At 62.6% G+C, this 25,185-nt stretch carries 23 protein-coding genes and 1 tRNA gene; 8 read left to right on the top strand and 16 right to left on the bottom strand.

Annotated elements, in window-relative coordinates:
- Positions 1-2 precede the first annotated feature (2 nt).
- Together hisB and AAFO92_RS11140 are read right to left on the bottom strand one after the other, a co-directional pair.
- The gene (hisB, locus tag AAFO92_RS11145; RefSeq protein WP_347535047.1) at positions 3-590 is read right to left on the bottom strand and encodes an imidazoleglycerol-phosphate dehydratase HisB; all 588 of its coding nucleotides are present in this window, start codon (positions 588-590) and stop codon (positions 3-5) included.
- A gap of 474 nt (positions 591-1,064) precedes the next feature.
- A complete protein-coding gene (locus AAFO92_RS11140) occupies positions 1,065-2,753 on the bottom strand; it encodes a winged helix-turn-helix domain-containing protein (protein WP_347535045.1) in 1,689 nt (562 codons plus the stop codon).
- Between the two features lie 93 nt (positions 2,754-2,846).
- On the opposite strand from AAFO92_RS11140, the gene AAFO92_RS11135 reads away from it, so the two are divergent.
- On the top strand, positions 2,847-3,320 hold the full coding sequence (locus AAFO92_RS11135; protein ID WP_347535043.1) for an SRPBCC family protein: 474 nt from the start codon (positions 2,847-2,849) through the stop codon (positions 3,318-3,320).
- Positions 3,321-3,786: 466 nt separating this feature from the next.
- Here the strand turns inward: AAFO92_RS11135 and AAFO92_RS11130 are convergent.
- A tRNA-Gly gene (locus AAFO92_RS11130) sits at positions 3,787-3,861 on the bottom strand.
- 184 nt (positions 3,862-4,045) lie between these two features.
- Between AAFO92_RS11130 and AAFO92_RS11125 the strand changes: the two genes are divergently transcribed.
- Positions 4,046-4,378: a DUF1330 domain-containing protein gene (locus tag AAFO92_RS11125; RefSeq protein ID WP_347535041.1), complete on the top strand. Its 333-nt coding sequence runs from the start codon at positions 4,046-4,048 to the stop codon at positions 4,376-4,378.
- A gap of 53 nt (positions 4,379-4,431) precedes the next feature.
- On the opposite strand, the gene AAFO92_RS11120 is transcribed toward AAFO92_RS11125, so the two are convergent.
- The 10 genes from AAFO92_RS11120 to AAFO92_RS11075 form a co-directional block, all read right to left on the bottom strand.
- Complete coding sequence (locus AAFO92_RS11120; RefSeq protein WP_347535039.1) at positions 4,432-6,003, bottom strand: GMC family oxidoreductase; 1,572 nt, start codon at positions 6,001-6,003, stop codon at positions 4,432-4,434.
- A 27-nt stretch (positions 6,004-6,030) separates the two neighbouring features.
- The gene (locus AAFO92_RS11115) at positions 6,031-6,552 is read right to left on the bottom strand and encodes a Twin-arginine translocation pathway signal (protein ID WP_347535037.1); all 522 of its coding nucleotides are present in this window, start codon (positions 6,550-6,552) and stop codon (positions 6,031-6,033) included.
- Positions 6,553-6,576: 24 nt separating this feature from the next.
- Positions 6,577-6,972 carry a VOC family protein gene (locus AAFO92_RS11110; protein ID WP_347535035.1) on the bottom strand — a complete coding sequence of 132 codons (396 nt, stop codon included), beginning with the start codon at positions 6,970-6,972 and terminating at the stop codon, positions 6,577-6,579.
- Positions 6,973-7,063: 91 nt separating this feature from the next.
- Entirely contained in the window at positions 7,064-7,357 is a 294-nt protein-coding gene (locus tag AAFO92_RS11105) for a ribbon-helix-helix domain-containing protein (RefSeq protein WP_347535033.1), read from the bottom strand.
- A gap of 94 nt (positions 7,358-7,451) precedes the next feature.
- Positions 7,452-8,177: a TerC family protein gene (locus AAFO92_RS11100; RefSeq protein ID WP_347535031.1), complete on the bottom strand. Its 726-nt coding sequence runs from the start codon at positions 8,175-8,177 to the stop codon at positions 7,452-7,454.
- Positions 8,178-8,192: 15 nt separating this feature from the next.
- On the bottom strand, positions 8,193-8,582 hold the full coding sequence (locus tag AAFO92_RS11095; RefSeq protein WP_347535029.1) for an MAPEG family protein: 390 nt from the start codon (positions 8,580-8,582) through the stop codon (positions 8,193-8,195).
- Positions 8,579-9,400: a phosphodiesterase gene (locus tag AAFO92_RS11090; RefSeq protein ID WP_347535026.1), complete on the bottom strand. Its 822-nt coding sequence runs from the start codon at positions 9,398-9,400 to the stop codon at positions 8,579-8,581. The genes AAFO92_RS11095 and AAFO92_RS11090 overlap by 4 nt, the downstream gene beginning before the upstream one ends.
- 130 nt (positions 9,401-9,530) lie before the next feature.
- Positions 9,531-12,971, bottom strand: coding sequence for a pyruvate carboxylase (locus AAFO92_RS11085; RefSeq protein WP_347535024.1), 3,441 nt, complete (start codon positions 12,969-12,971; stop codon positions 9,531-9,533).
- Between the two features lie 254 nt (positions 12,972-13,225).
- Positions 13,226-14,365 carry an alpha-hydroxy acid oxidase gene (locus AAFO92_RS11080; protein WP_347535022.1) on the bottom strand — a complete coding sequence of 380 codons (1,140 nt, stop codon included), beginning with the start codon at positions 14,363-14,365 and terminating at the stop codon, positions 13,226-13,228.
- 4 nt (positions 14,366-14,369) lie between these two features.
- Positions 14,370-15,077, bottom strand: coding sequence for a hypothetical protein (locus AAFO92_RS11075; RefSeq protein WP_347535020.1), 708 nt, complete (start codon positions 15,075-15,077; stop codon positions 14,370-14,372).
- A 109-nt stretch (positions 15,078-15,186) separates the two neighbouring features.
- On the opposite strand from AAFO92_RS11075, the gene AAFO92_RS11070 reads away from it, so the two are divergent.
- Complete coding sequence (locus tag AAFO92_RS11070) at positions 15,187-17,529, top strand: UvrD-helicase domain-containing protein (protein WP_347535018.1); 2,343 nt, start codon at positions 15,187-15,189, stop codon at positions 17,527-17,529.
- Positions 17,530-17,608: 79 nt separating this feature from the next.
- Entirely contained in the window at positions 17,609-18,538 is a 930-nt protein-coding gene (locus AAFO92_RS11065; protein WP_347535015.1) for a DMT family transporter, read from the top strand.
- Between the two features lie 12 nt (positions 18,539-18,550).
- Here AAFO92_RS11065 and AAFO92_RS11060 read toward each other — a convergent pair whose 3' ends face one another.
- The gene (locus AAFO92_RS11060) at positions 18,551-19,336 is read right to left on the bottom strand and encodes a GH25 family lysozyme (protein ID WP_347535013.1); all 786 of its coding nucleotides are present in this window, start codon (positions 19,334-19,336) and stop codon (positions 18,551-18,553) included.
- Between the two features lies 1 nt (position 19,337).
- Positions 19,338-19,997, bottom strand: a complete 660-nt coding sequence (locus AAFO92_RS11055) for a DUF938 domain-containing protein (protein ID WP_347535011.1) — start codon at positions 19,995-19,997, stop codon at positions 19,338-19,340.
- A gap of 332 nt (positions 19,998-20,329) precedes the next feature.
- Here AAFO92_RS11055 and AAFO92_RS11050 point away from each other — a divergent pair, with 332 nt between their 5' ends.
- On the top strand, positions 20,330-20,971 hold the full coding sequence (locus AAFO92_RS11050; RefSeq protein ID WP_347535009.1) for a Hint domain-containing protein: 642 nt from the start codon (positions 20,330-20,332) through the stop codon (positions 20,969-20,971).
- A 241-nt stretch (positions 20,972-21,212) separates the two neighbouring features.
- Here AAFO92_RS11050 and AAFO92_RS11045 read toward each other — a convergent pair whose 3' ends face one another.
- Positions 21,213-21,890, bottom strand: coding sequence for an invasion associated locus B family protein (locus tag AAFO92_RS11045; protein ID WP_347535007.1), 678 nt, complete (start codon positions 21,888-21,890; stop codon positions 21,213-21,215).
- Between the two features lie 434 nt (positions 21,891-22,324).
- Here AAFO92_RS11045 and AAFO92_RS11040 point away from each other — a divergent pair, with 434 nt between their 5' ends.
- The 3 genes from AAFO92_RS11040 (at position 22,325) to AAFO92_RS11030 (ending at position 25,180) form a co-directional block, all read left to right on the top strand.
- Positions 22,325-23,878, top strand: coding sequence for a helicase HerA-like domain-containing protein (locus AAFO92_RS11040; RefSeq protein ID WP_347535665.1), 1,554 nt, complete (start codon positions 22,325-22,327; stop codon positions 23,876-23,878).
- A 187-nt stretch (positions 23,879-24,065) separates the two neighbouring features.
- The gene (locus tag AAFO92_RS11035) at positions 24,066-24,308 is read left to right on the top strand and encodes an exodeoxyribonuclease VII small subunit (RefSeq protein ID WP_347535004.1); all 243 of its coding nucleotides are present in this window, start codon (positions 24,066-24,068) and stop codon (positions 24,306-24,308) included.
- Positions 24,309-24,313: 5 nt separating this feature from the next.
- Entirely contained in the window at positions 24,314-25,180 is an 867-nt protein-coding gene (locus AAFO92_RS11030) for a polyprenyl synthetase family protein (RefSeq protein ID WP_347535002.1), read from the top strand.
- The last annotated feature ends 5 nt before the right edge of the window (positions 25,181-25,185 follow it).

Here is a 25,185-nt window from a genome sequence, read left to right as displayed (position 1 = left end):
GGCTAGAGCGCCCCCTTGGTCGACGGGATGGCATCGGATTTGCGCGGATCGGTCTCGACCGCCTCGCGCAGCGCCCGCGCCACGGATTTGAATGCCGCCTCGGCGATGTGGTGGCTGTTGATGCCATGCAGCCCGTCCACATGCAGGGTGATCCCGCCATGGGTGCTGAACGCCTGGAAGAACTCGCGTACCAGCTCGCAATCGAAACTGCCGATCTTGGGGGTCGGCAGATCGACGTTCCACACCAGGTAGGGCCGTCCCGACAGGTCCAGCGCCGCGCGTACCAGCGCGTCATCCATCGGCAGAAGGCAGGCGCCATAGCGGCGGATGCCGGTCTTGTCGCCCAGGGCCTGCGTCAGCGCCTGCCCAAGCGCGATCCCAACATCCTCGACGCTGTGGTGATCGTCGATATGCGTGTCACCCTTGCAGCGGATTTTCATGTCGATCAGCGAATGGCGCGCCAGCTGATCCAGCATATGATCGAAAAACCCGATGCCGGTCTGGTTATCATAGGCGCCCGAGCCATCGAGGTCGATCTCGACCGTGATGTCGGTTTCAGCCGTCTTTCGCGTGATCTTGGCGCTGCGCATGTCGCATCTCCGCTGGGGTGGTCAGGCGGGTGTATAATCAGCCTTGCGGCGCGCGCCAAGAGGCACATGGCGCGGCGTGGTGCAGGCGTTGCCGAAACACCCCCAACCGGGGCCGGTGTCAAGTGAGGAGCCAAAGCTATTGATCCGTGCGATGACACCTCGAATACCGGTCTTTGGCAAACTTGCTGATGAGACCGCGATGCACAGAGGAGAGCGCGTCAAATTTCTGCCGAATGACTTGTTTCTCAACCAGCGATTTCTTCGTGTTGTTGACAGTAAAGCAGGGTCTCGAGTTGTCTCCCTCGCGGCCTGCACAAAATCGTACCAAGCCGCCCGCGCGAAGGCATGGAAAGGATTGCGTCGCTCAGTTCATGGCGATGAGAAAAGAAATCATCTTCAACAGGCAAGCTCAAAGTCCCGCAGAAGTCACTTTGAGTGACCTTCCGGATCTGGAGGTTTCATCCAAGGCGCGTCCTATTCTGGCAAACCGGCTTCGCGCAGGTCGTTCAGAACGCGCTCCAGATCCGAATCGACGACGTATTTTCCTTCGTAATTGTGCAGAACGTCCCGGAGCGAGTACTCGGGGTCGAATTTCATCAGTTGCTCAACTGCCTTATTCGCCTCACTTCGATCGCCGCGGCACATCTGGATGATCGCCAGCACCCGATACGCCATCGGAGGTATCTCGGACATGGCGTTCATGGTCTCCAGCGCATCGTCGCAATTGCGCGTGTGCCATTGCACCCATGCAAGGTTCCATTTGATCCAGTCCTGGTGGAGCGGGTCCAGACGGACGACGCGCAGCATCAGTTCTTCGGCCTCTTCTGCCCGGCCGCCATAGGTCAAGGCTTCGGCCAGCGCGGCCATAGCGCTCGTATCATTGGGATTGAGCTCCAGCGCCTTTCGAAAGCGCGCCACCGACTTTTCAAGCTCGCCTTCCTGAATGTGCATGTACGCCATGGCCGTATGCGCATCATAATACTCGGGCGCGACCTGGACGGCCTTGCGCGCATAGCTCCGTGCGGCATCCAGTTCAACGATCGGGTCTTCGTCCGTCCATCCCCAGCGGTACCTGTTGATATGAACAAATGTCAGCCCGACATACCCGTAGGGTTGCGTCGGATCCGCCTCCACAGCGGCCAGATTGGCCAGACGGGCCTTTTCATTGCCCTCGGGAGTGAAGGAAAAGAGATGCTGACGTGCTTTCCAATTCAGCAGCAGGGCGGTCAATTTCGCTTCGTCGGACTTGATCGCTTTCTGGCCTTCGAAGTTCATGACCTTTTGCGCGACCGTCGCGACGGTCCTCTGCACGATATCATCCTGCATCGCAAAAACATCGCCAAGGTCGCTGTTGTAGACATGGGACCAAAGGCTCCGGCCCTCGATGGCATCGATCAGTTGAACGGTCACGCGCAGCCGATCGCCGCTCTTTTGCTGAGTGCCCTCCAGCAGGTATCGCACGCCGAGCGCACGGGATATCTTTGACACTTCGGTTGGACTGTCTCGAAAGCTGAAACTCGAATTTCGCGCGATGACGAAGAGTTCGGAGTAACGGGACAAATCCACGATGATGCCCTCAGCGATGGCGTCGCTGAGGTAGTTGGCATCGGAGCCGACACTGAGGTCTTCAAATGCCAGCACCGCAATCGATGGCTTGGAGGGCAAAGGCAGTTCTTCCGGCGACGCGTGCTGCTTTCGCCCCAACCCCCAGAATGCACCAAGGGCCAGAACGACGACTGCGATAACGCCGAAAACGGCAAGCCTCAGCCGACCGACGCGCGCGACATCAGGCGGCGAGGGCTTCGGCTGTACCTCATCTGAAGAATGAGAGGCCGTGACCAGTCGATAGCCCTTCTTGGGAAGCGTTTGGACAATCCTGTGATCGGCATCATTCAGTGTCCTGCGGATGTCAGCGATGCACTGGGAAAGGCTGTCGTCAGTGACAGCCGTCTTGGCCCAGACACTCTCGAACAAATCGTCCTTTGAAACGGTTTCGCCGATCCGCTCCACGAGATAGGCAAGGACTTCGGAACTTTGATGACGCAGATGAACCGGGTGCCCGGACCGATCCAGCAATTCCCCGGTCTCTACTGAAAACACAAAGTCCCCCAATGGAACTCTGCCCGATGAATTCAGATCTTTTTCAGGGCTTTCTCCGGACATTTCAACTGCCTCCATGCCCCCATGAGCCTGCGAAGACTCGCACCGTGAGGCAAGAAAATTCTCCTGCTTCTCCATTTTTGGAAAGGAAACACCATGACATCCATTGCCAAATTCCCGGTCATCGCCGCCAGCCTGCTGTGCGCCACAGCAGCGTGGCCAGCGGATTTCGAGGTCAAGAGATCCCTTGAACTTCCGTCCTCAACGCCAAAGGTTTGGAATCTGATAGGCGACTTTTGCGACATTGATGATTGGCACCCCAATGTGACCAGGTGTTCGTTGAAGGCCGTGGACGGGTCACTGGTCCGTGTGTTGACAACGGACGCCGGGGACGAAGTGACCCAAAAGCGCATCGCCCGAGAGGAAGGGTTGTCTTACACCTACAAGACCGTCAGTTCCTCGTTGCCCATCGAGAAATTCACGGCAACGTTGTCGGTTCAGCCCGGGGAAAATCTGCTCGTCGAGTGGATTGCAAATTTCTCCTCAGATGACCCGGCGATGGAACGTGTTGTGGTCGACGACATCGAACGAGGATTGTCAGCGATAGAGGGCATCTTAACCTCGCGCTGACATCGGATACGCAATTTTCGATATGTCAGGCGGCGGAAGCCAGTAGTCCGACGCCTGACGTCGCCACGTGGCCCTGAGTGTTACGCGTTGACTGGCAAGAGATATCCCTGAACGCGTAGGGCTTCTTACGTTCTGAGTACTGGCGACAGTTGTCCTGAGAATTACAGGCAGTTTTCTCTCGGTTCATTATTTGGCGGGAATGGCCGCATTGTCGTTTGGACATGTAACGACATTCAAGTAGGCACCTTGGACTTGGCACCGCTTTTCACCTCTACGGGTGTAACTCAGGGATATAGCTGACGCTGCCGAAGCCAGCTTCGAGCAGTTTGCCAAGACCCCAGGATTCGAAACGCACAGAGGCCTTGCCAGTTTTTTGGTAGATTTAGGTCGCACTGATTGGTGTGAACGCCATCGCTTCTTCGGTCAATCGACGGGAATACGATGCCAATAAGTCTTTGAATTTTGTTGGAGCGGGTGATGAGATTCGAACTCACGACATTTACCTTGGCAAGGTAACGCTCTACCCCTGAGCTACACCCGCATCCTTGGGTGAGGCGTCAGATATAAACTATGGCCGCCCCCTGCAAGCGAAAATCGCATCCCCGGCGGAATTTTTTTGCCGATGATCGGGCGCGATCCGGCCGCGCGCGGGTTTGCGTATGGCTTTACCGCGAAGCGACCGGTAGCCTTGGATCAGTACAAAACCAAATAAGGGGGAGAGAAGGATGGCCGCTTACCTGATTGCGCAAGTGAAAGTGACCGATGATGCGTGGATCCCGGACTATGCCGCGAAGGTGCACGACCTGGCGGAGAAGCACGGGGGCCGGTACCTGAGCCGCAGCGCGAATGTGACAACGCTGGAGGGGGCGGCGCTGGACGTGGACGTTATTGCGCTGATCGAGTTTCCGTCGGTTGATGCGGCACAGGCCTTTGCCGATGATCCCGAATATGCGCCCTTTGCCAAGGCCCGGCAGGGCGGCACGGTCAGCAGTCTTGTGGTGATCGACGATAGCGATGCCACGGGCGGCATTCCCTATCTGCCATCGGGCGCGGCCTGACAAAAAACCGGCGCCCGCCGGGGGCGCCGGTCCGGATTGAGCAGGGCGGAGGCTCAGAGATTGCCGCGTGAAAGCTCTGCCGCGATGTGATCCGCCTGACGGATGGCAAGCGCCACGATGGTCAGCGTCGGGTTTTCCGCGGCACCGGTGGTAAAGACCGACCCGTCCGAGACAAACAGGTTTTCGATGTCATGGGTTCGCCCGTTTGCGTTGACCACGCCATCGGCCGGGTTTTCCGACATCCGGTTGGTGCCAAGGTTGTGCGTGGACGGATAGGGCGGGGTCGGAAAGGTCCGCGTGGCGCCCACCGCGTCATAGATCGCCGCGCCCTGCTTGTAGGCGTGGTTGCGCATGGCGATGTCGTTCGGGTGGTCATCGAAATGCACGTTGGCGACCGGCATGCCGAACTGGTCCTTCACATCCATGTTCAGCGTTACGCGGTTGCTTTCCTGCGGCATGTCCTCGCCCACGATCCACATGCCGGCCATGTTTTCATAGCCGTCCAATGCGGTGGTGAATTCGCGGCCCCAGGCACCGGGGTCGAGGAATGCGGCCATGAACGGCAGGCCAAGCGCCAGCGTTTCCAGCTCGTAGCCGCCGACGAAACCGCGCGACGGATCGTGGCGCGACTCGTCCTGAATGATCCCGGCCATGGTCGTGCCGCGCCAGAAGCGAACCGGCTCGTCAAAGACCGCGTAGACTGATCCGGTCATGTGGCGCATATAGTTGCGCCCGACCTGGCCCGAGCTGTTGGCCAGGCCGTCGGGATACATCGACGTGGCCGAATTAAGCAGGATGCGGGGGCTCTCGAACGAATTGCCCGCGACGCAGACGGCGCGTGCCATCTGCTTGTGCTCATTGCCCTCGGCATCGGCATAGACGACACCGTTGACCTTACCATCTTCGCCGTGCTCGATCCTCAGCACATGGGCGCGCTCGCGCACCTCCAGATTGCCCGTGGCCTCGCCATTGGGGATGTCGGTGTAAGCGGCTGACCACTTGGCCCCCCATTTGCAACCCTGGAAGCAGAAACCGGTCTGCTGGCAGGCCGGGCGTCCATCGTTATCGACCGAATTGATCGCCATCCGCCCGGTATGGACCTCCTTGTAGCCCAGCTTCTTGGCGCCGGCCTCGAACACCTTGTAGTTGTTATTGCCCGGCAGGCCCGGAAAATTGTTGGTCCGGGTGACGCCCAGCTTCTTTTCTGCCAGATCATACCACGGTGCCATTTCCGCCCCGTCTATGGGCCAGTCAAGCAGGTTGGCGCCTTCTACCTCGCCGTAGTTGGTCAATGCCTTCCACTCATGGTCCTGAAAGCGGATGGAGGCGCCGGCCCAGTGGGTCGTTGTGCCGCCCACGGCCTTGACGATCCAGGCGGGCAGGCCGGAAAAGTCCTTGGCGACGCGCCAATCGCCGGATGTGGTGCGCGGGTCAAGCCAGGCCAGTTGGCCGAAGCTTTCCCACTCGTCGTTGACATAATCCTCGGGCAGGTAACGCCCGCCTGCCTCAAGCGCCACGACGCTCACGCCGCGTTGTGCCAACTCGTTCGCCAGAACGCCGCCACCGGCGCCGGTTCCGATCACGACAATCACGTTGTCGTCGCTCATCTCAAATGGTGCAGCCATAGTCTTTTCCTCCTCGTTGGCTATGGCTCAAAGCCAGTTGATGTCGTCAAAGCCGCGGTCGATGTAACCGCCCTCGGAATAGGATTCGCCCTCGTAGCCAAACAGCGGCCAGACCGCCTTCTGGTTATAGAGGCCGGTCACCAGCCCGCCGCGGATCTTCTGGAAAAACGCGCTGTCTTCCATGCCGCGCAGGATATCCACGCGGTCACGTTCCCAGCCGACATCCAGGTAGCTGCCATGCCCGCTGGCCCGGGCCGCCGCGTTTAGCGCCTCGATCCCGGCTTCAATCTCGTCTGCACTGTCAGGGGTGTCATAGCCCTTGACCGCGGCGACATAATATTCGTCGCCCACATGATCATGCGGATAGATGTCGCGCGCCATTTGCACCAGCGTCGCAAACGTATCGGGCTTCAGCGCGTTCATCTCGGTCGCCCAGGCGGCATCGGTGCTCGCCACGAAACCGGCGCCTATGACAAAGCTTGTCCCGGCGGCGGCGCCGCGCGACAGCAGCTCGCGCCGCGTCAGCCCTTTCATCTTAATCCTGTTCATTGCGTTTCCTCCCGTTTTTTTTCATCACTTGAAGCGACCGCCCCGCTGCAGCACCTCGATCTCGTAGCCGTCCGGATCGGTCACAAAGAAGAACTTGCCAACCAGTTCCCCGTCCGGCGCAAATTCGACGATTTTTCGCGGGTTCAGCCCTTCTGCCTCGAAGCGCGCATGCTCGCTTGCCAGATCCTCGACCAGCACGGCGAAATGACCATAGCCGTTCCCCAGATCATAGGCGTCCGACTGACCCTTGTTGATGGTCAGCTCCAATTCGAACGCACTTTCGGGATTGCTGAGATAGACGAGCGTGAAATTCTCGAAATCCAGCCGGTCGGCGATCTCCAGCGCGAAAGCCCTGCGGTAAAAATCGACTGACCGCGCCTCGTCAAGGACACGAATCATGCTGTGAATGGCTTTGGCCATCGCTTCCTCCAGATCGTTTGGCGTCTGAGGAAGCGTAGCGCGTGATGACGACGCGCGGGTAGTAAACGGTTACTACGTTGTTGAGCCGCGCCTATTCGGCGGCGATCTGCGTCGCCTCGGCGCGTTCCTCCGCCTCGAGGCGCACCAGGCAGGTGCAGCGCAGCAGCGACGTGAAGTTCTTGGGTTCGCCATGCAACTCAAGCACTTCCGCGTGCAGTTTCGACACGAATGCCGGCGTCGTCAGGTCTTCGTTTGCGGCGATCTCGTCCAGAATGCCCCAGAACGATTTTTCCAGCCGGATACTGGTGCTCTGTCCATTCAGGCGCATCCTGCGTGTTTCCAATTCATAGCGCTCGGGGTCTTGTCCCGCGAACATTCGACACATGTTTGCTCCTCCCTGGCTGCCGATCACGGCGCTTGGTCATCGCAGAAAATAGCACGCTGGCAAATAAATTCACCCCGAAACGAATAGTCCACGCTCAGACGCGCTTGCGCCGCCGCCGCTGGCGCAGCAGGTTCAGCGTCTCGACCGCGCCGCCAAAGACCATCGCGGCGTAGATGAAGCCGCGTTCGACGTGATAGTGGAAACCATCCGCCACCAGCGCCATGCCGACCATGACCAGAAAGGCCAGCGCCAGCATCTTGGTGCTGGGATGGCTTTCCACGAAATCGGCGATTGGGTTGGCCGCCACGATCATTACCATGATGGCCACGCAGACGGCGGCGATCATCACCTCCAGATGATCGGCAATACCCACGGCGGTGATCACGGAATCGACCGAAAAGACCAGATCCAGCAGCATGATCTGGAAGATCACACTCATGAACACGGCCTCGACAACGCGCTCTTCGGCGGTGTGCAGGTGATCACCCTCGACCTCGTCAAAAATCTCGGTCGCCGCCTTGTAGATCAGGAACAGCCCGCCCGCGATCAGGATGAGGTCGCGCCAGGACATTTCCCAGCCCATCACGGTGGCAATCGGTTTCGACAGGCCGACGATCCAGGCGATCGAAAACAGCAGCCCGATACGCAGGATCAGCGCCCCCATCAGCCCCAGAAAGCGCGCCCGGGCGCGCTGATGTTCGGGCAGTTTCGACGCCGCGATCGAGATGAATATCACATTGTCCACGCCCAGCACGATCTCAAGTATCGTGAGCGTCAGGAAAGATGCCCATACGGCAGGATCATTAAGCAATTCCAACATGATATGACTCGTTCCTTACGTAATTGAATGGCCGATATTGGCCGCCGCTGCCACGATCAGCATGAGGAAGGTCAGCGCCATGCCGATCCAGCGCGCCCGCACGACCTGGGGTGTGGAGCCAAAACCATAAGCATGAAGCAGGCGTCCGGCCAGCAACATCAGCCCCAGCAGATGCACCACCCATCCCGGGGCCCCCTGCAATTCGGCCATTGCCAGCAGGATAAGGCCAATCGGCGCATATTCGGCGCAATTGGCCTGCGCGCGGATCCGTTTGCGCAGATCCTTGTCGTCGCCGGTCCCGACCGAAATGCGGGCTGCGCGGCGGCGCAGGATCACGCGCACACTCAGCAGGACAAAAAGCAACCCGACGAGACCGCCATAAAGCGGGGTAATGGAAAGTGTCATGCCGCGTTCTCCTTCGGGCTGGCGTAGCTGGTGGCGTTGCGCGGGGGCAGGCCAAAATCCTCGGTATGCACGATAACACCCGTCCCGGTCAGCAACAGCAAGCCATAAGCGCCGGGTTCATCCACGGACAGGTGCTCGTCTTCGTGCGAAAGTGCCATTGGCATCTGGTGGCATGGGCTCTTGAAGATGGCGGCCGGGATATTGCCTGCCGCGCCCGAGATGGTGCGGTGCACATGACCGGCGACGAGTTGGCAGACATTTGCATGATCCTGCAGAAACTCGGCGAACTGTGCCCGGTTGCGCAGCACGATACGGTCCATGGCGTTGAAACCTGTGGTGATCGGCGGGTGATGCATGAAGATGATGGCCTTGCGATCACCGGCTGAGGTCAGCGTCCGCGCCAGCCAGTTCAGTCTCGTGGCGCAGAGCGCGCCGCTGTGTTCGATGGCGGCGGTTTCGTCGACCGTGTCCAGAAATACCAGCCGATACCCCCCGATATCCAGATAGGACTGGACAAATCCGGCCTCATCAACCGGGGTGCCGGGAAAGCTTGCCCGGAATGCGGCTCGGTTATCATGATTGCCGATCAACAGAGATACGGGCAACGCGCAGCCCGCGAGCGCTGATTTCAGACGGGCATATTCCGCGGGCGCGCCATGATGGGCCAGATCGCCGGTGATGATGATGCGGGTGGCATCGGGGTGGTTGGCAAGCGCGTGATCCAGCCCCTGCCGGAACCGCGCCATCGGGTCCAGCCCGATGATATCCGCGCCCTCGGGAACGATGTGAATATCGGTGAATACCAGCAGCTTTTGCATGTCCGTTTCCTGCGCCAAAGGGACCGGATGCAAGACTTAGAAGATTCGCGCCCGCGCGCCAGTGGGAAAATCGGGCGTGCGGAAAATAGCCCGTGCCCGGCTCTTGTCGGGGCCGGGCCGCAGATGTGGTTTATTCCAGCTCGATCAGCAGATCCTTGGCGTCGATCTGGCCGCTGGCCTGGACGTGTACCGCTTTGACCACGGCGTCGCGTTCGGCATAGATGCCGGTTTCCATCTTCATCGCCTCGATGGTCAGCAGCAGATCATCGGCCTTGACTTCCTGCCCGGCGGTCACGGCCACGCTGGCCACCACGCCGGGCATCGGGGCGCCCACATGGTTGGCGTTGCCCGGCTCGGCCTTGGGCCGCTGCGCGGTCTGTGACTTGACCAGCCGGTTCGGCACCCGGATCACGCGGGGCTGGCCGTTCAGCTCGAAGAACACGCGCACCTCGCCATCGTCCTGGGTTTCGCCCACGGCTTGCAGGCGGATCTCGAGGATCTTGCCGGGGTCGATCTCGACGCTGATCTCCTCACCTGGCTCCATCCCGTAGAAGAAGGTGCGCGTGGGAAGGGTGCGGACCGGCCCATAGGTGCGGTGCCGGCCCATGTAATCCAGGAACACCTTGGGATACATCAGGTAGCCGTTCAGGTCCTCGTCATCCACCGGCTTGCCCTCCAGCTCCTTGCTCAGGGCGGTGCGGGTGGCCTCCAGGTCGACCGGCGGCAGGTGCGCGCCGGGACGTTCGGTGTTGGGCTTGTCGCCCTTCAGCACCTTGCCGACGATCGGATCGGGGAAACCGCCCGGCGGCTGGCCCAGATTGCCGCGCATCATGTCGACGACCGAGTCGGGGAAGGCCACGTCGACCTTGGGATCCTCGACCTCGTCGCGGGTCAGGTTCTGGCTGACCATCATCAGCGCCATGTCGCCCACGACCTTTGACGAGGGCGTGACCTTGACGATATCGCCGAACATCTGGTTCACGTCGGCATAGGTGCGCGCCACCTCGGGCCAGCGTTCCTCCAGCCCCAGAGAGCGCGCCTGCGCCTTGAGGTTGGTGAACTGCCCGCCGGGCATTTCATGCAGGTAGACCTCGGAGGCCGGGGCGGCGAGGCCGCTCTCGAACGCCACATACTGCGCACGGACCTGTTCCCAGTAATCCGACATCTCGCGGATGCGGGCCATGTCGAGGCCGGTGTCGCGCTCGGTATGGGCCAGCGCCTCGACGATCGAGCCCAGGCAGGGCTGGCTGGTGCCGCCGGAAAACGCGTCCATCGCCGCATCCACCGCATCGACGCCCGCATCGGCGGCGGCCAGGATGGTCGCACCGGCAATGCCCGAGGTGTCATGGGTGTGGAAATGCACCGGGATGTCCAACTCGTCCTTGAGCGCCTTGACCAGCACCCGCGCGGCGGCGGGTTTCAGCAGGCCCGCCATATCTTTCAGCCCCAGGACATGGGCGCCGGCGGCCTGAAGCTCCTTGGCCATCGAGACATAGTATTTCAGGTCATACTTGGCGCGGTCCGGGTCCAGGATATCGCCGGTATAGCAGATCGTGCCCTCGCAGATGCGGCCGGTTTCATTCACCGCATCCATCGCCACGCGCATGTTCTCGACCCAGTTGAGGCTGTCGAAGACGCGGAATACATCCACCCCCGTCTCTGCCGCCTGGCGGACGAATTCCTGCACCACGTTATCGGGATAGTTGGTGTAGCCGACGCCGTTCGAGGCGCGCAGCAGCATCTGGGTCAGCAGGTTGGGCATGGCCCGGCGCAGATCGCGCAGCCGCTGCCACGGGCATTCCTGCAGGAATCGATAGGCCACGTCGAAAGTGGCGCCGCCCCAGCATTCAACGCTGAAGAGCTGCGGCAGGTTGGCGGCATAGGCCGGGGCGGCCCGGACCATGTCGATCGACCGCATCCGTGTGGCCAGCAGGCTTTGATGCCCGTCGCGCATGGTCGTGTCGGTCAACAGCAGGCGTTTTTCGGCCAGCATCCAGTCGGCCACCGCCTTGGCGCCTTTTTCGTTCAGCAGCGTCTTGGTGCCGGCCGGCGGATCGCCCAGCAGGGCAGGGGGTTTAGGCAGTTTCACATCCGCCCCGGTCCCGGCACGGCCCTGGGTTTCGGGGTGACCGTTGACCGTGATGTCGGCGATATAGGTCAGCACCTTGGTGCCGCGGTCGCGGCGCTTGCCGAAATTGAACAGCTCGGGTGTCTGGTCGATGAACTTGGTGGTGTATTCGTTGCTGAGGAAGGTCGGGTGCTTCAGCAGGTTCTCGACGAAGGCGATGTTGGTCGACACGCCGCGGATGCGGAATTCGCGCAGGGCGCGGTCCATCCGGGCGATGGCCGCCTGAGGGGTCTGCGCATGGGCGGTGATCTTGACCAGCAGGCTGTCATAGTACCGCGTGATCACGCCGCCGGAATAGGCGGTGCCGCCATCCAGCCGGATACCCATGCCCGTGGCCTCGCGAAAGGCGGTGATGCGGCCGTAATCGGGAATGAAATTGTTCTGCGGGTCCTCGGTGGTGATCCGGGTCTGCAGGGCGTGGCCGTTCAGGCGGATATCCTCCTGCGAGGCCTTGCCGGTGGCTTCGGCCAGGGTCTTGCCCTCGGCGATGCGGATCTGGGCCTGCACGATGTCGATGTCGGTGACTTCCTCGGTGACGGTGTGTTCGACCTGCACGCGCGGGTTCACCTCGATGAAGTAGAACTGGCCGCTTTCCATATCCATCAGGAACTCGACCGTACCGGCACATTCGTAGTCGACATGCTTGCAGATCTTGTAGCCCAGTTCGCAGATCTCGGCGCGCTGTTCGTCGGTCAGGTAGGGGGCGGGCGCGCGTTCAACGACCTTCTGGTTGCGCCGCTGGACCGAGCAGTCGCGCTCATAGAGGTGGTACATGTTGCCATGCTTGTCGCCCAGGATCTGCACCTCGACATGGCGGGCGCGCTGGATCATCTTTTCCAGATAGCCCTCGCCGTTGCCGAACGCGGCCTCGGCCTCGCGCCGGCCTTCCAGCACTTTCTCTTCCAGTTCCTCGGGCTTCATGATCGGGCGCATCCCGCGCCCGCCGCCGCCCCAGCTGGCCTTGAGCATGAAGGGATAGCCGATCTCGTCCGCCTGGCGGCGGATCTCGTCCATGTCGTCGCCCAGAACCTCGGTGGCGGGGATCACCGGCACGCCGGCCTCGACCGCAACGCGCCGGGCGCTGGCCTTGTCACCAAGGGCGCGCATCGTCGCGGCCTTGGGCCCGATGAAGGTGATGCCGTTGGCCACGCAGGCATCGACGAAATCGGGGTTTTCCGACAGCAGGCCATAGCCGGGATGGATGGCATCGGCGCCGCATTCCCGGGCCACGCGGATGATCTCGTCAATCGACAGATAGGCGGCGACCGGCCCCAGGCCCTCGCCGATGCGATAGGCCTCGTCCGCCTTGAACCTGTGCAGGCCCAGCTTGTCCTCTTCGGCAAAGACCGCGACCGTGCGCTTGCCCATTTCGTTGGCGGCACGCATGATGCGGATGGCAATCTCGCCCCGGTTGGCAATCAGGATTTTCTTGAATTCTGCCACTGGCCCATCCCCTCTGTCGCAAATTCTCGGTTCGGAATGGGGCTGCGCCCGAGTGTTTTTCTGCGTTGCGGCGCCATCCCTGCCGCCTTGTAAGATTTGCGCAAGCTTTGTGCAATGCCCCAGCGGCAACGGGTAACCCGTTCGCGACAGAAATTACCCGATTGGGCAGCGGCACGGGGCCATCGGCATTTTAAAAGTAACTTCTCTATCAAAGGCTTGTGCGGCAAATATAATGTTGTCCGGGTGGGTTTGACCTACCCACTGGCGGGCGGCTGTCGGCGAATGTCCCGCAGCCGTCTTGCCCCCAGCTGACCCATGTTGGCGATCAGATCCGCCCGGAGGATATGGATCAGATGTTCGGGGCCGCTTTTCCCAAGGGCGGCAAGGGCGTAATGCCAGGCCCGCCCCAGCATCACGAAATCGGCCCCCAGGGCGATGGCGCGCAACATGTCCAGGCCACCTTCGATGCCGCCGTCCAGAATGAGCGGCAGTTTCGTCGCCGCGCGGATGTCCCCGATCACGTCGATCGTGGCCGGGGCCGCATCGAACTGCCGCCCGGCGTGGTTCGAGATCCAGAGCGCATCCATGCCCTCGGCCTCGAGCATTTGTGCGTCCGCGGCACGCATCACCCCCTTGACCACCATCGGCCCGTCCCAGGCTTCGCGCAGCCATCGCAGGTACTCCATATCGGGCGAGGTCCGCAGCATGTAGCCCGCATGGCTGGTCGAGGGCAGGCCCTTGAGATCCCCGGCGTAACTGTCGATCATCCGCATTCTGGGCATCCCCATCCGCGCCATGCCCAGGGTCCAGGCCGGACGGCAGGCGATTTGCGCCAACAGGCGCGGGGTCAGGCGCGGCGGCGTGGTCAGGCCCGACCGGACCTGCCGTTCCCGGCGCGAGGCGACCGGCACGTCAACCGTCAGCACCAGCACCCTGAACCCCGCCGCACGGGCCCGGTTCAGCATGTCGGTTCTGATCTCGGGGTCGCGCGGCGGATACATCTGGAACCAGCCATGCCGTCCGATCACCGGGCCGACATCCTCTGGCGCCTGGCTGGCGACGGTCGACAGCGTATAGGGGATGTCGGCCCTGGCCGCGGCCCGCGCCAGATGACGTTCGGCATCCGGCCAGATCAGGCCGGACATGCCCACGGGCGCGATGCCGAAGGGCAGGGGCAGGCGGTGGCCCAGCAAGTCGACCGACAGATCGGGTTCGAATTCCCCGTGCAGGATCGACGGCATCAACAGCCGCGCGTCCAGCGCCGTCCGGTTGCGATTGCGAGTCTGTTCCGAGCCGGTGCCGCTGTCCAGGAATTCCCACACGAAACGCGGCATGCGGCGCCGTGCGCGGTGGCGCAGATCGGACAGGGCGGGAAATCGTGCGTTCAGGTCCACGATCCTATCCGCCCATCATCAGGTGACCGGCCACGCCGACCGAAAACCCGCCAATCGCGCTGAGCGGCGGCGCGATGTGATGTTCCAGCTCTACCTGCGGCGCGATGTCCTGGAACAGCAGGAAGAGGATGCCCCCCGCCGCCGCACACATGATCGCGCCGGTCACCGCCGGCAGATCGGCGAGCAGGTAGTAGCCCGTCAGTGCCGCCACAGGGCCGACCAGCGCCAGCAGCGCAAAACTGCGCAGCCGATGGTCGGGCTTTGTCCGGTCCACCGGCCCGGCTTCGCGATAGGCGTTGAAAGCTTCGGGCAGGTTCTGCACGCCAATCAGAAGGGCCAGCAGCGGGGCGGATTTCGGCTTGGCGGCGAACAGCGCGCCCATCGCCAGCGCCTCGGGGGCGAAATCGCTCAGCATCGCCAGCAATTGCGCCCGCTGGACCTTGCGGCGCGCCAGCCACAGGTCCAGCGCCGCCATGCTGACGGCGCCCAAAGCGAAGAAGAACAGCGGCGACAGCCCCGGCAGCTCTACTATGCCTTCGGGGATCAGCACCAGCGCGACGGCGCTGAGCAGGGCACCGGCGCCGAACGCGATGATGCTGTGACGCAGCTCCCGCTGCAGCCACTCGGGCGAGATCGTTTCGCGGCGGGCCAGCCACCCCCCCAGCGGGATCATCGCGCCGGCGAAAAGGGAATAAAGCAGCACTTCGATCATGGCTCCTGCATAGCCGAACAGATGGGCGCCGAAAACCCGCGAGGCGTATATGGAACAATCCCCGAACATTTGCTTTAACTCGATTGTAACCCGCGCTATCGTTGCGACCATGAGCAGCTATGACGAATCCGACGCTTTCGAAGGCGCTTCGCTGGCGGCGCGCGCGATGGCGGCGCGCCCGATGCCCTATCTTGACGGTCTGAACCCCGAGCAGCGCAAGGCGGTCGAAACGCTGGACGGTCCCGTGCTGATGCTGGCGGGGGCGGGGACGGGCAAGACCAAGGCGCTGACCACGCGCATCGTGCACCTGCTGAACACCGGCACCGCCCGGCCCAATGAAATTCTTGCCGTCACCTTCACCAACAAGGCCGCGCGCGAGATGAAGGAGCGCGTGGGCCGGATGCTGGGCGAAGCGGTCGAGGGGATGCCCTGGCTGGGCACCTTCCATTCGATCTGCGTCAAGTTGCTGCGGCGTCATGCGGAACTGGTGGAGCTCAAATCGAACTTCACCATTCTCGATACGGACGACCAGTTGCGTCTGCTCAAGCAACTGGTGGCGGCGGCCAACATCGACGACAGACGCTGGCCCGCCCGGGCACTGGCCGCCATCATCGACAACTGGAAAAACCGCGCCTGGACGCCGGATAACCTGCCCGCATCCGAGGCCGGGGCCTATGACGGCAAGGCGCCGGCGCTCTACAAGCTCTACCAAACCCGTCTGAAGGAACTGAACGCGGTTGATTTCGGCGATCTGCTTCTGCACATGGTCACGATCTTCCAGACCCATGACGACGTGCTGGCGCAATATCAGAACTGGTTCCGCTACATCCTGGTCGACGAATACCAGGATACGAACGTGGCGCAGTACCTGTGGCTGCGGCTGCTGGCGGGCAAGCACAAGAACATCTGCTGCGTCGGCGACGATGACCAGTCGATCTATGGCTGGCGCGGGGCCGAGGTGGGCAATATCCTGCGGTTTGAAAAGGATTTTCCGGGTGCCCATGTGGTCCGGCTGGAGCAGAATTACCGCTCGACCCCGCATATTCTTGCCGCCGCCTCTGGGGTGATCGCGGGCAACAAGGGCCGGTTGGGCAAGGAGTTGTGGACCGAGGCCGAGGAGGGCGAGAAGGTGCGCCTGATCGGCCATTGGGACGGCGAGGAGGAGGCGCGCTGGATCGGCGAAGAGGTCGAAGCGATGCAGAGCGGCACGCGGGGACTGCGGCCGATGTCATTGAACGAAATGGCGATCCTCGTGCGCGCCAGCCACCAGATGCGCGCGTTCGAGGACCGGTTCCTGACCATCGGATTGCCCTATCGCGTCATCGGCGGGCCGCGATTCTATGAACGGATGGAGATCCGCGATGCGATGGCCTATTTCCGGCTGGTCACTTCGCCCTCGGACGATCTGGCGTTCGAGCGCATCGTGAACACGCCCAAGCGGGGCCTGGGCGACAAGGCACAACAGAAGATCCAGCGCGCGGCGCGCGACAATGGCGTGCCCCTGATCGACGGCGCGCGCATCCTGCTGGACGAGAAGGGCCTGACCGGCAAGGGCGCGACGGAACTGGCCAAGCTGCTCGACGGCCTCACACGATGGGGCCGGAAGACCGGCGACAAGCAGATCACGCATATGGAGCTGGCCGAGATCATCCTGGATGAAAGCGGCTATACCGAGATGTGGCAGAATGACAAGACACCCGAGGCGCCGGGGCGGCTGGAGAACCTCAAGGAACTGGTGAAGGCGCTGGAGCAGTTCGAGAACCTTCAGGGGTTCCTCGAACATGTCAGCCTGATCATGGACAATGACAACCAGGATGCGGGTGAGAAGGTCAGCATCATGACCCTGCACGCGGCCAAGGGGCTGGAATTCCCTGCGGTGTTCCTGCCGGGCTGGGAAGACGGGCTGTTTCCCTCGCAGCGCTCGATGGATGAAAACGGCCTCAAAGGGGTCGAGGAGGAGCGGCGGCTGGCCTATGTCGGCATCACCCGCGCCGAAGAGGTCTGCACGATCAGCTTTGCCGGCAACCGGCGGGTATTCGGGCAATGGCAATCCTCGATGCCCTCACGTTTCATCGACGAGTTGCCCGAGGATCATGTCGAGGTGCTGACGCCGCCCGGGCTCTATGGCGGTGGTTACGGCGCGGCGGGCATGAGCGGCGGGATCGAGGAACGCGCGGCGGAGGCCAATGTCTATAACTCGCCGGGCTGGAAGCGGCTGCAGGCCCGCGCCCATCAGCGCCCCGTGGCCCAGCCCGCCGAAAGCCGTCATCAGGTGATCGACGCGCAGGCGGTCAGCAGCCATACCATGGGCGAGCGCGTGTTCCACCAGAAATTCGGCTATGGAGAGATCATCGGGATCGAGGGTGACAAGCTGGAGATCGCTTTTGAAAAGGCCGGGACCAAGAAGGTCGTGGCGCGGTTCGTCAGCAGCACGGATGATGTGCCGTTCTGAACGGGACCGGCCGCGGCCGACGTTCACATTCCGCAAGAATCGGGTCGAGCGGCGCAGTGTCCTGTGCCACTGAGAAACCATGACAAACCAGGCCTCTACCTCGATCTCCGCGCCGGCGGCGCTGTTGCTGTTCGTGCTTGCCGCGGTCTGGGGCGGGTCGTTCTTCTTTGCCGAAATTGCCCTGCGCGAAGTACCGCCGCTGACCATCACCCTGCACCGGGTATTCTGGGCGGTGCCAGTGCTGATGGCGGTGATCTGGTGGCAGGGAATTGCCTGGCCGCGCGACCCGCGCATCTGGGGCGCCTACCTGGTGATGGGCGCGCTTAACAACGCGCTTCCTTTTTCGCTGATCTTCTGGGGGCAGACCCGGATCGAAAGCGGGCTGGCGTCAATCCTGAACGGCACCACGGCGGTTTTCGGGGCGGTGGTGGCGGGGATGTTGCTGAAAGATGAGCCGCTAACTGCGCGGAAAGTGGCCGGGGCGCTGGCCGGCCTGGCCGGGGTGGCGGTGATCATGGGGCCCGAGGCGATCAGCGGCCTGGATCCGCGAAACCTGGCTCAGCTGGCGATCCTCGGGGCGGCGCTGTCCTATGCGGTTGCCAGCGTCTGGGCCAAGCTGGCACTGGCCGGCATCCCGCCGCAGATGAATGCCCTTGGGATGCTGATCGGCAGCACGGTTCTGATGATCCCGGTTGCGGTCTTGTCGGATGGCGTTCCGCAGCTGGACCTTTCGCCGCCGGTCTGGGCGTCGCTGCTGGCGATTGCCGTGATCTCGACCGCCCTGGCATACCTGCTGTATTTCCAGATCCTGGTGCGGGCAGGGGCGGCCAACCTGATGCTGGTCACGCTGCTGATCCCGCCCTTTGCCATCGCCCTGGGAGCCCTGTTTCTGGACGAGGCACTGGGGCGCGACGCCTGGATCGGCTTTGGCCTGATCGCCCTGGGGCTGGGCATCACCGATGGCAGGCTCTGGGCGCGGATAAGGCGCCGGGCGCAAGTGGCGGACTGACTGCGGGCGGCTCTAGCGCCGGCGCGCGGTTAGCCACCTTTGCCACTGATCGGCACTGCCGCCAAAGACGTTCAGATCGACTTCCTTGCCGATCCCGTCGATCACGCCGGTGCCGCTATATTGCCAAAAGGTCCAGCCCTGATCCGGGCTATAGGCCTGGGCCGGCGTCTTGGCCGTGCTGCGCAGCCAGAATTCCTCGTTCGTCAGCCGATGCAGCCCGGCGTCCTCATAGAATTGCGGGGTGGTGTAGATGATCGGGCGTTGGCCATAGCGACGTTCCACGATGTCCATGAATACCTTCATCTGGCGCCGTACCTCGGCCCCGGGCGGGCGCACCGTGGCACAGGTGGGGGAAAACGGGTTCCACTCCATGTCCAGCACCGGGGGCAGGGTACCCTTGTTGCGCGGCACGTTGCGGATGAACCAGCGGGCCTGCACCTCGGGCGGGGTGCAGAAATAGTAGAAATGGTAAGCTCCGCGCGGGATGCCTGCGCGTTTGGCCCCGCGCCAGTGATCCTTGAACAGCGGGTCCAGCAGATCACCGCCCTCGGTCGCCTTCATGAACACGAAGCTGACCCCGGCGCGGCGGGCCTTGCGCCAGTCGATCTGGCCCTGGAACCGCGCCACGTCAATGCCGTGAACGGGAAACCTGCTGGGCGCGCGCCCGGTCCATTTGACCGGCTTGTTGTCACCGAACTTCACGGCTCCGGCGGTGGTGGTCTGTGCCTGTGCCGGGGTCGGCAGCGACAGCCAGCAGGCGATGAGAAACGTCAGAAGGAAATGAACTGCTCGGGGCATTTTAGGGCCTCTGGGGTTTTTCGCTGATCAGGGTCAGATTGTTGGCGGGCATGTCAATGGTATCGACCATCCGCATCCCGGTATCGGCCAGCCATTGCCGGACCTGTTCGACGTCCTTGTACCCGATCTCGGGGTCGGCGGCGCGCAGGCTGGCGTGGAATCGTGCGTCGCCCTCGGATGTGGCCCGGCCATCGCGCAGGAACGGCCCGTAGATCACAAGCCTGCCCGCAGACAAAAGCGCATGGGTAGCCTCTGCAATCAGCTGCCGGGTCTGCCCGGACGATATCAGATGCAAGAGATTGACCACGACGATCAGGGTCATCCCCGCATGATCCGCAGACCATCCCGGACGGGTGGCATCCAGGTGTTGTGCGGGCAGGATGTTTTCCGCCCCGCGTGACCAGCTGTCAATGCTGTTGCGGCGTTCCGCGTCAATCTCGGTCGGTTGCCAGAGCAGCTGCGGCATTGCCGCGGCGAACCCGGCCACGTGTTGGCCCGTACCGCTGGCGATCTCCAATGCGCGGCCTGCTCGCGGCGCGCAGGAGGACAGGACATCCGTGATGGCCCGGGCATTACGCTCGGCCGCCGGTGCATATAGCCGGTCATCCCCGCGCTTTTCAGCGACCGAGACATTTTCCGGCAAGGATCTGCGGGTAGTCATAGGGCTGGATCATCCTGTTGCGCGCGCCCAGCCTGCCATGTGCAAGGGCAAAGGAAAAGCCTCGGCATCCTGACCGGCGGGATTGCGGCGGGGCCGGGTCAGCGGGCAGAGCAGAAAGTTCTATTCAATTCGCAGGCAAATTCCTGTGCCCACCACGGCGGCGGGATCTGCGGCAGGCACCCGTCAGGCCGGCAAGCACATTGATTCGACTGGGGTTTTCCAAGGGGCCGCCGGGAAATGCCGAACTGTCACATTCTGTCCACACTCGGACCCAATTTCCGGCGTATTAACCTTGAAGAGTTATAGATGGACGGGATTTTGAGGAGTGGACCATGGGATTTGCCACGTCGTTGTCAGCAAGTTTGAAAACAGATCGGCGCTACCTGACCGGATTATGCGGCGGCGCCAACGTGCGAACCCCGCTGGGCGCGCGGCATGTCGACATCCTGCATCCGGGTGACATGGTGGTCACACGGGACAACGGTCTGCAACCGGTGCGCATGATCTGGACCCGCACAGTGACCGCCGCCGAGATGCGTGAACGCCCCGAGCTGGCGCCCGTTCGCCTCAAGCCCCGCGCGGTCGGCCCGATGATGCCCGTCCGCGATCTGCGCATTGCCTGCGGCCACCGTGCCCTGATCCCGGGATACCGGATTTCCGGCGTTGCCGATGAACAATCCTGCCTGATGCGTGTTGGCGCCCTGGCCGAGGCCAGTGATCAGGCCTTTGTCGATCCGGGGACCGACAGTGTGACCTACTACAACCTGATCTTCGACAATCAGGAAGTGTTCTGCGCCGAGGGCCTGCCTGTCGAGAGCTTCCGCCCGTCGCCCAAGGCAATCGCGGAAATGGATGTTACGACACGCGAGGAACTGATGGAAATCTTCCCGCATATCTCGCCCAAGCGCTGTGCCTATCCGGGCCTTCCGCATCCCACGGCCCAGGCCCGCGCCTATCGCCCCGACTGCGCCTGATTGACCCAGCCGGACAGGCTGCGTGTCCCGCCTTGCGGTGGTCACGCGCCTGCGGGTTTGGCAACACGCCGTCAAAAATGCATTTCCTGATCCGAACCGCGAAGCTTCGAGCGTGGCAGTTCGTCCGCGTGGATGAAACTGGCCGCGTCGATGGCGGGTTCAGTGCCCCTTAGCCGTTGGTACCAAACAGAAACGCCGCCCTCTGGGCGGCGCTTCGGAGGTCATGACCCCTGCGCGGGCGTCAGTTCTGAACCGTTGACACGTTGTCATAGGCGGCGGTGAAGCCGCTCAGTGACACGTTAATATTGACCTTCTGGTCAGGCGCCTGGGCCGGTACGATCTGCAAGTTGGCGCTTGCGCCACGTTTGAATGCGTCCACATCGCCTTCGGTCAGGCCGATACGGGCGAAACACCCGACTGCGCTGCAGAAGGAATAGGCAAAGCTGCGGGCCTTGCCGCCGTCAATCGAGATCAGCATACCCTCGGTCAACAGCGTCCCCAGGGGCACAACGATCGTGGCACCGGCCGATGCCTGCGCGCCTTCGGGCAGCTTGTAGAGGCTGAATTCGGCCACCGGGTTTCCGGTGTCCTCCCGCAACAGCTGGTACATCTGGCACAGGTCTTCCTGGCCTTCGCTACGGAAACATTTCAGCTGCCAGTCGCCGTAGGTTTCCTTGACATAGGTGGGATCCTCGACAACTTCCTGACCCATGTCGAGACCATCCGCATCGGCGGTGTTGCCTTCTTCGGCGGGCTCGGCATCGGCCGCCTCGGTTGTCTGATCTTGCGTGACCTCCTCGGTCTCCGCCTGAGCGGGGGCGTCGGCGCCGGACTCGGACGTTGCGGTTTCTTGCGCATGCACCGAGGTTGCGAACATCAGCGCGGCGGTCAGTGGCAGGAGATTGAATAGTCTGGGCATCGGTTCCCCGTTTGATGGTTACTACGTGTTTCGCTGCGCTCTAACATGGTGTGATTGGCCTGTCAGGTCAAAATCACGATTCCGGGAAAGCGTTGCGGCGGGAAACCGGTCTGTGCAGGTGTTGGTGGACGATGCCGGGGCCCGGAAACTGAAAAGAGGCCGGTCGGCCTCTTCTCATTGTATCTCCCTGCCGGACTGGCCGACTTATTTGTAAAAGCGACGCTAGGGCAGATAAATGCGTCGGTCAACAGGCAAGATGAAAAAATGTTTATCGAACAAAAAAGGGCCGCACCCAAGGGCGCGGCCAGTCTGACAGGGAGGAAGTCACCCGGTGCCAAGAGGACATGAGGCCCCGGGTCGATTTTCATACTGGCAGGAAAACATTAACCGAGTATGTTCAGACCGTGAAAAAAGTAAGACAGGGGGTGATGGCATTGGAAAATCAGGTTTTTATTGGTGGCGGCGGCGCGGAATACGGCGAAGCGCAGGGGTTGAACCTAGGGTATGCCAACCGTCATGGCCTTATTGCCGGGGCGACGGGCACGGGCAAGACCGTGACGTTGCAGATTCTCGCCGAGGGGTTTTCCGCCGCCGGCGTCCCGGTTTTCCTGTCGGATGTAAAGGGTGATCTTTCTGGTCTGGCCGCGGCGGGCAGCGAAGGGTTCAAACTGCACGATGCCTTCACCAGCCGCGCCCAGACCATCGGCTTTGCCGATTTCCGCTATGAGGCCTTTCCCGTCACCTTCTGGGATCTCTTCGGCGATCAGGGTCATCCCGTGCGGACCACCGTGGCCGAGATGGGGCCGCTGCTGCTGTCGCGCCTGCTGGAACTGACCGAGGCGCAGGAAGGGGTGATGAACATCGCCTTCCGCGTCTCGGACGAGCAGGGGATGCCGCTGCTGGATCTGAAGGATCTTCAGGCGCTGCTGGTCTGGGTCGGGCAGAACGCGGGCGATCTGTCGTTGCGCTATGGCAATATCTCGACCCAGTCGGTGGGCGCGATCCAGCGGCAGTTGCTGGTGCTGGAGAACCAGGGCGGCACCAAGCTCTTTGGCGAACCGGCGCTTGACCTGGACGACCTGATGCTGACCGACCCGGACGGGCGCGGGCGCATCAACATCCTGTCGTCGGACAAGCTGATGGGGGCGCCCCGGCTCTATGCGACCTTCCTGCTGTGGCTGCTGAGCGAGCTTTTCGAGACGCTGCCCGAGGTGGGCGACCCGGACAAACCCAAGCTGGTCTTTTTCTTCGACGAGGCACATCTGCTGTTTGAGGATGCGCCCAAGGCACTGGTCGATAAGGTTGAACAGGTGGCGCGGCTGATCCGGTCCAAGGGGGTCGGGGTCTATTTCATCACCCAGAACCCCGACGACGTGCCCGAGGATATCCTGGGACAATTGGGCAACCGGTTCCAACATGCGCTGCGGGCTTTCACTGCGCGGGATCAGAAAGCGCTGGTGCGCGCCGCCGAGACCTACCGCCCGAACCCGCGGTTCGATACCGCCGAGGCGATCCGCGATGTGGGCGTCGGCGAGGCCGTGACCTCGATGCTGCAGAAAAAAGGCGTGCCGGGGATTGTCGAGCGTACACTCATCCGTCCGCCGTCGTCGAAACTTGGCCCGATTGATGCGGCCACGCGCGGGCAGGTCATGGCGGCCTCGCCGCTGGCGGGCAAATACGACACCACGGTGGATCGCAAGTCCGCCTACGAGATCCTCGCCGCGCGGGCCGAGGAAGCCGCGAAAGAAGCCGAGACGGCCGAGGAACAGGCCGAAGCGCAATCCGCCGCCGAGCGTGAATTCAACGCAGGCCGGCGCTATACCGGGATCAAGGTGTCGCGCTCATCCTCTCGCCGGGGGGCGCAGGACAGGTCGATGGGCGAAAGCCTGGGCCGGGCGGTGACCGACGTGGTGCTGAAGGAACTCAAGGGCACGACCGGCCGGCGCATCGTGCGTGGCATCCTGGGCGGGCTTTTCAAGGGGCGTTAGGCCGCATCGGTTCCGGGAGCGTTCGCTGGCAGCCTGGCCATGTTCTGCCGGTCCGGCCGCGCCCCCACGCCGGGCAGTCCACCGTTCGGGAAATCCCGGTATCCGCGATCAATCACGCCAACCGAATTGAACACTGAAAGCCGCGCGACTATGCTGCGCGCGAAACGTCGACCCACAGGACCAGATCATGACCGATACCCCGATTTCCGAGATGACCTTTGAAGCCGCGATGCGCGAGTTGGAGAAGGTCGTGGGCCAGCTGGAACGCGGTGATGTGGCGCTGGAGGATTCGATCTCGCTTTACGAACGCGGGGCGGAACTGAAAAAGCGCTGCGAGGCCAAGCTGAAAGAGGCCGAGGAGAAGGTGGCGGCGATCACGCTGGATGGTGACGGTCAGCCCACCGGGACAACGCCGGTCGAGGGCCAGTAGGCTCGATGCAGGACGCGCGCGCCGCGGTCGCGGCGGAGGTTCAATCGCATTTCGACAAGGTGCTGGCGCCGTTCGGCGACGGCGCGGTGGCGCAGGGGATGCGCTATGCCACCCGGGGCGGCAAGCGGGTGCGCGCCCTGCTGGTCATGGAAGGCGCCCGGCTGCATGGTATCGCGCGGGCCCGCGCGATCTGGCCCGCCGCCGGGATCGAGGCGATGCACGCCTACAGCCTCGTGCATGACGATCTGCCCTGCATGGATGACGATGACATGCGCCGGGGGCAGCCCACCGTGCATGTGAAATGGGACGAGGCCACCGCCGTTCTGGTCGGCGATGCGCTGCATTCGCTGGCATTCGAGCTGGTCAGCCACCCCGAGGGCGCACCGACGCCCGAGGCGCGTGCCGACCTGACGCTTGGGCTTGCGCGCGCGGCGGGCGGGCAGGGGATGGTGCTGGGTCAGGAGCTTGATATTGCGGCTGAAACCGCCGATGCGCCCCTGACGCTGGAAGAGATCACCCATCTTCAGGCCGGCAAGACCGGCGCGCTGATCGAATGGGCGGCGACCAGTGGCGCGGTCATGGCGGGCGCCGATACCGGGCCGCTGTCGGCCTATGCCGGGGCGCTCGGACTGGCGTTTCAGATCCAGGACGACGTGATCGACGTGACCGGCTCTGCCGAGGCGGTGGGCAAGGCCGTGGGCAAGGACGCCGCCGCCGGAAAGGCCACTTTTGTGTCTCTTCTGGGGCTGGATGCGGCAATTACACGCGCCCAGACCCTTGTTGATGCGGCCTGCGATGCCCTATCTCTATATGGTGACGATGCCGAAACCTTGCGGCAGATCGCGCGTTTCGTTATTGCGCGCAAATCCTGAATGAA

Source organism: Roseovarius sp. CAU 1744, from assembly GCF_039839345.1.
In the GTDB taxonomy this organism is placed as follows: Bacteria; Pseudomonadota; Alphaproteobacteria; order Rhodobacterales; family Rhodobacteraceae; genus Roseovarius.
The sequence above is the reverse complement of the archived record's forward strand: the minus strand, read 5'-3'. Positions and strand labels throughout refer to the sequence as shown.